This is a genomic window from Pseudocolwellia sp. AS88 (assembly GCF_030551755.1).
GTDB lineage: Bacteria > Pseudomonadota > Gammaproteobacteria > Enterobacterales > Alteromonadaceae > Pseudocolwellia.
Genome location: NZ_JAUPEC010000024.1, coordinates 61,888 through 68,131 on the forward strand (window position 1 = coordinate 61,888; position 6,244 = coordinate 68,131).

Here is a 6,244-nt window from a genome sequence, read left to right on the forward strand (position 1 = left end):
TCTATAACCTGATACATAATCCATGATCAAGTGTTGGTATATTTTTTAGCTACCTATGGACTATATATGCCTGACTATAGCTAGCTAAATAACCGTTATTGGTTTAATAAGTTAATTAAAATTCAGAATTATTTTTATTCTTTACTAATAACTTCAGATAACCTTGATTGGTTTGTTCGTGATGCCCATAAATTTTCTAATGAAGAGCTGATTTGAGTTAAAGATTCTGCGCCAGTAATATCAGGACCAAAGTCATCTATTCCTACCGCTGCAAACAAGTTTGCGTAAGCATTTTGCATGTCTGCGAATGCAATATCGTATTTAACTTCGGTAATAAGACTTTTCATTTCTTCGCGGATCAAGGTTTGTTGACTAACAGTATCGGCTTTAAAACCACTACGTATTTGTTCCATAATACGCACTTGTATTGAATTCTCTTCTTGTACTGTGGCAAACGTTTTTGATAAGTGATTATAGCGAGCATGGGCTACATGCACTTGTGTCATAACAGCCATGGTTAATGCTAATGCACGTGTATCAAGTAAATCATCCTGCGCTTTAATGGCTTTTTTATGCGTAGGATAACGGAAAACATTCATTACATTCCAACTTGCTTGAGCTCCCCAATTTACCCAGTTATCATTGAACAAAAAGTCGTTTGAGTTGTAGTTAGCCCCCAAAAACATGCGAAAACTCGGAAATACAGAAAGTAAAGCTGCATCTAATTCATTTTCATTAATACGCAAACGGTAGCTAACTTCACGTAGTTCTGAACGATTCACTAACGCAAAAGTTACCATATCATCTACTTTATATGGTTGCTTTAGTACTGGCGAAGAGCGATCGGGTATAACCAGTGAAAACTTGTCATTTGGCGTTAAGTTCATCAAAGCGGCAAGCTGACGTTTGGCGATCATAAGTTCACGCTGTAGTCTTTGTATTTCTCTTTTTATACCAATCAACTCTCGTTGGTAGGTAAGAGCTTTTAATGGTGCGGTAGCACGTCTTTTTTCTAGCTCTCTTGAACCTGCTAAATTGTCTTCAACGTTTTGTTCAAGTCCGTTAAGTTTAGTTAACATACGTTCAGCGCTAACAGCACGCCAAAAAGCGGTACGTACATCTTCAATAATACGGTTAGCAACATTACGACGGTTTTCTAAAGCGATTAAGGCTTGGTCGGCTTTTTGTTTACTGCGTACATAAGAAAGACCAAAATCAAGTACATCCCAACTCAAACTTAGGTCTGCATTTATGCCATCTCTTTCACTTGAAGTAGAAGGCTCTAACGATTCTGTATTAGTAAGTAATGAGCGACTTGAAGCACCTGCGTATTTATCTCGTCCTGTGTATCCACCTGTTGCTACGAGTTGAGGTAATAAATCGAAATGAGATAGGTCAACCTCTTTCATTCGAAGCGCTTCTTCCATTAATTCAACTTTATAATCAAGGTTATATTTTAGTGCTCGTGCCATGGCATCATATAAATTAATCGGTTTAGCTATTGGCTCTTGATCCATGGTTACTCTAGATAAACGATCTTGTGCTTGTTTAGATAGCTCGTCGTTATCTAAAGGTTGTGGTATCACCGTACAACCGCCCAGTGACAGAACTAATAAGGCTGATAAAATTGGGCTTCTCATTGATTGTTGCTCCTGAGTACATAAATATTTTGCGATAAAATTCATTATTGAAACCTAGTTGTATTAAGTGCTTGCATTAAAGCCGCTGTCTCTACAGAACTACCATAGGCTTCTTGTGAAATTCGGTTGTCGAAAGTGTCGATATCAACTTGCTCTGGGAAATCTAATTGAGCGATTTTTCCTGAAAACAAATCCAGCTCAACCGGGTAAATAGTGCTTATTCCACTGGCATCAATAGCATGAATATTTAATTGTATATCTTTCATTTGTTCTGGCGCCTCTAACAGAGCTAGTCCTTTGTTGTCTAAAGAAATCCAGTCAGGAAGCGCTCGTCCATCTACTCGTGTAACGTTATAATTAATGATAGTAGATTCTGAGTTATTTGCCATTGAACGAACACTCATGAGTAATGCTTGATTACGAACAATGGTTTCTATAGAAAGTTCTTCCGTGGTTTTGTTGTTGGCACTGTCTCCTGCAGGTATAAGTAAGCTGTTAATTTCTTGATCATCGTCTTCAAGTTTATCGCTGTCAGATTCAAATGGATTTATATCCGCGTCAAATATTTCAGTGATACGTTGATTGAACAAACTGAAGTTATCAAGGTTTCTCATAGCTTCTAAAATAGGATGTTCAACTTGCAGAAGATTTTCGTTGCTATTTAGACTTTGCAGGTCGTTAACCGCTGTTTGAATTGGCGCGCCTGCAGTTAAATTAACCGTAGAATGTAGATCTCTCACATCAAACACAGTTTCCAAAACTATACCTGGTGCTGAAATAAAACGATCATCGCTTGGGGTTGTTTCAGTTGCCTCTGCTTCAAAAATTTGTACAGTGGAGATTTCTTGCTGTCCGATCTCAAGACTCTGGTTGATATCAGTACTGTCTGGTATAGCGGTAACACTAATATTAACGGTGCCTGTAACCCTTTCTCCTTCCGCATCGATTACTTGATATTCAAAACTTGTTTCACCATTCGTGTTATGAGCAGGTGTGAATGTTAGTGTGCCATCAGCATTGAGTACGACACTATCACCGCTTATAAGTAATACCATTCTGCCAACAAGAGTCGGTTGACCATCTACAGAGATAACATTAAGTGCATCGCCATCAACATCAATATCATTTGCTAATACATTGATAGTGATAGGAGTGTCTTCGTCTGTTTGTACGGTATCATTTAACACAACAGGTATATCGTTCACTGCTGTTGTAACAAAAGTTACCGTAGCTTCGCTAGATTCACCATTACTGTCTATTAAACGATAAGTGAAGCTATCGGTGCCATTAGCATCAGCATTTGGTGTATAAGTGAAACTACCATCACTACTCAGTATTACAGTACCTTGCGATGGTCCTGAAACAGGTGTTGTATCTATGCTTGTTATATCATTATCTGGGTCGTTATCATTACTACGAAGGTTACCTGTAATAACCTGATCTTCGTCTCCAGTAAATACATCATCTTGAGCTACAGGTGCTATGTTATTAACGGTTAGTGTGAAGGTTGTTGAAACCTCGCCTCCTTTACCATCATTACTCGTGACAGTGACATTATATGGACTGCTTTGTGATGCATTATTGCTAAGAGTCCCTGTAATTTGTCCTGTATTAGTATTAATACTTAATTCATCAGGTAAACCATTCGCGCTGTAGGTGAGTGTGTCTCCATCAATGTCGTCAAATGCGCTACGGGTATCAATGTTAACAATTTCAGAGTCATTAACATTACCAATAATTAAGGTTGAAGCGGTTGGGGCATCATTATCGGCACTTACATTAATATTAACAACAACGGTATTTGTGCCTCCATTTCCATCATCAACTGTGATAGCAAAACTATCTGTTCCATTAAAGTCTGCATTCGGCGTATAGGTATAACTGCCACTAGGATCTAATATGACATTTCCGTTATTAGCTTCAGTAGTAACACTAAGGTTGAGAGGGTCGTTATCAATATCGGTTGCTGTTACTGTACCCGTTACTGAAGTATCTTCATTGGTAGTTTGACTATCCCCTACAATCACAGGAGCATCATTTATAGATGCTACATCAACCGTAACGGTTGCAATATCACTGCCGCCATTACCGTCTTCAACGGTTACTGTAAAGGTGTCTGTTCCGTTGAAATTGTCATTAGGTGTATAGACATATGAACCATCTGCATTAACAATAACCGTACCGTTAGTGGGTGCAGCAGTTAAAGCAAAGGTAAGTGTATCGGCTTCAGTATCTGTCGCGCTAACAACTCCATTAACAGCGAGATCTTCGTCAGTTGTTGGATTATCTGCACTAGCAATTGGATCATCATTTCCACCAGTAACGGTTAAGGTTAAAGTTGCTGTTGAAAGCCCACCCTCTCCATCAGATGCTTGATAAATAATGCTTGTTGTACGGCTACCTGCTTCTGGTAAATCATCAAAATCTGTACTCGCATTAAAACTGTAAGAACCATCAGCATTAATAACGAATGTACCACCATTAGAGCCTGCAACGGCTTGCCCCACGTTAACTGTATTATTCTCTACAGCTGAAACAGTAAGGCTATCGCCATCTGGATCTAAGTCGTTATTTAATACACCATCTGTTGCCGTTACAGTAATAGTAGCGTTTTCAAATACATCTTTAACATCTGGATTTGCTTGCAATGGTGGATTAGCAACACTCCAATCGAAGCTTTCGCTTACTGTTGCGCCACTATCATCACTCGCTGTAATTGTGATGTTATAAGGACTAGATACTGATGCATTATTTTCAAATGTACCACTTACTACACCCGTATTTGCATCAATTGAAATACCACTAGGTAAGCCTGTTGCTGTGAAACTTAAGGTGTCACCATCAACATCACTAAAATATGGAGAGAAGTTGATTGAAACCGTTTGCCCATCAATAGCGGCTTCAGCTGGTAATGGTGTATTCACAATTGGAGCATCATTAGCTGGCGTTACTGTAACTGTAACGGTTGCCGTACTGAAACTACCTGCACCATCACTGATACGATAATTAATACTGTCTGTACCAATAAAGTCGGCATCAGGCGTGTAAGTTATCGTATTGCCGCCATTAATAACTATGGTGCCATTAGCTGCTGAAGCTTCTACAACACTTAATGGGTCGCCATCTGGATCTGTGTCGTTATCTAATACACTAATAATAACGAAAGTGTCTTCTGCTGTTGTAGCAAAGTCATCGTCAGCTATTGGCGGAATATTTTCGAATGCCCAAGTAAAACTGGTATCTACACTTCCACCATTACCATCATCAGCAGTAACCGTTACTGTATAAGGACCTGTAATTGAAACATCGTTAGGTACCGTTCCTGTGATAACGCCAGTTACAGCATCAATACTAAGACCTGGCGGTAAACCTGCTACAGAAAAGCTTAAATCATCGCCATCTATATCACTAAAGTTAGCTGATACGTCTAAATTAATACTGCTGCTGTCTGCATCAGCTTGATTAGCAATGCCTGAGCTAGTTGGATCATCATTAGCTGGTGTAACAGTCACGTTAACACTCGCCGTACTTTCTCCACCATCTCCATCAATGATGCGATAAATGATTGTGTCGCTACCATTGAAGTCAATATCTGGTGTATAGGTAATTGAATTATCAAAATTAATAACTAAAGTGCCATGAGCGGCAACAGCTTCAGTAACAGTTAGTGAATCACTATCTGGATTTCCATCATTTACCAACACGTTAATCGTAGCTGATGTATCTTCTTCAGTAACAACATCATCATTAACTGCTGTAGGTAATGCGTTTACAATGGTATAAGTGAAAGTTTCTTCAGCACTGCCACCACGACCATCAAGCGCTGTAATGGATACTTCATAAATACCATTATTTGTTGGACCATGCTGAGAAGCACTGTTATCAAGTGTACCGCTAATAACACCTGTAGTAGGATCTATACTTAATCCTGATGGCAAAACTGTACTTGAAAACGTTAAGTCGTCTGCATCAACATCACTAAATCGATTACTTAAATCGATAGAAACTGTTTGCCCATCAACGGCACTTTGGTCAGCTATACCAACAGACTCAGGAATATCATTTTGTTCAATGATATTTATAGTAACAGTCGTGGTTTCTGTTACTCCTCCTGATGTAACTGTATAAGTAAAACTATCACTACCAAAAAAGTTTTCATTTGGTGTATAACTACCTGTACCGTCTGCCTCTAAGGTTACTATTCCATTTGTACTTTGAGTGAATTCAGTTACGAGAGGACTAGCCTCAAAACTGTCGTTGGCTAAAACATCAAGTAATACCGAAGTATCTTCATTTGTGCTTAAGTTATCTGGTGTAATATCGATCACTAATGAGATATTACTAAAAGCCAATATCGCAGTATCAGTGCCGCCATTACCATCGTCAATCGTGTACGTTGCATTTGGAATAGCGCCGTTGTAATCAGCATCAGGCACAAAGCTATAACTGCCAGTGCCGTTGATCATCAGCGTACCTACACCCGAAATCGTCGCTACTTGTCCTGGGGTATAAACTGTTGAATCACCCTCAATAACAAATTGCGTGACTGCTATGGTGTCGCCTTCTACATCGCTGTCGTTACCAAATAAGCTGCCGTTTCTTGT

2 protein-coding genes are annotated in these 6,244 nt (G+C 39.2%); both read right to left on the bottom strand.

The window, feature by feature from the left end:
• Positions 1-134: 134 nt before the first annotated feature.
• A complete protein-coding gene (locus tag Q5N69_RS15060) occupies positions 135-1,685 on the bottom strand; it encodes a TolC family protein (RefSeq protein WP_304369909.1) in 1,551 nt (516 codons plus the stop codon).
• On the bottom strand, positions 1,685-6,244 hold a 4,560-nt coding region (locus Q5N69_RS15065), incomplete at its 5' end, for an Ig-like domain-containing protein (RefSeq protein ID WP_304369910.1). The genes Q5N69_RS15065 and Q5N69_RS15060, both read right to left, overlap by 1 nt.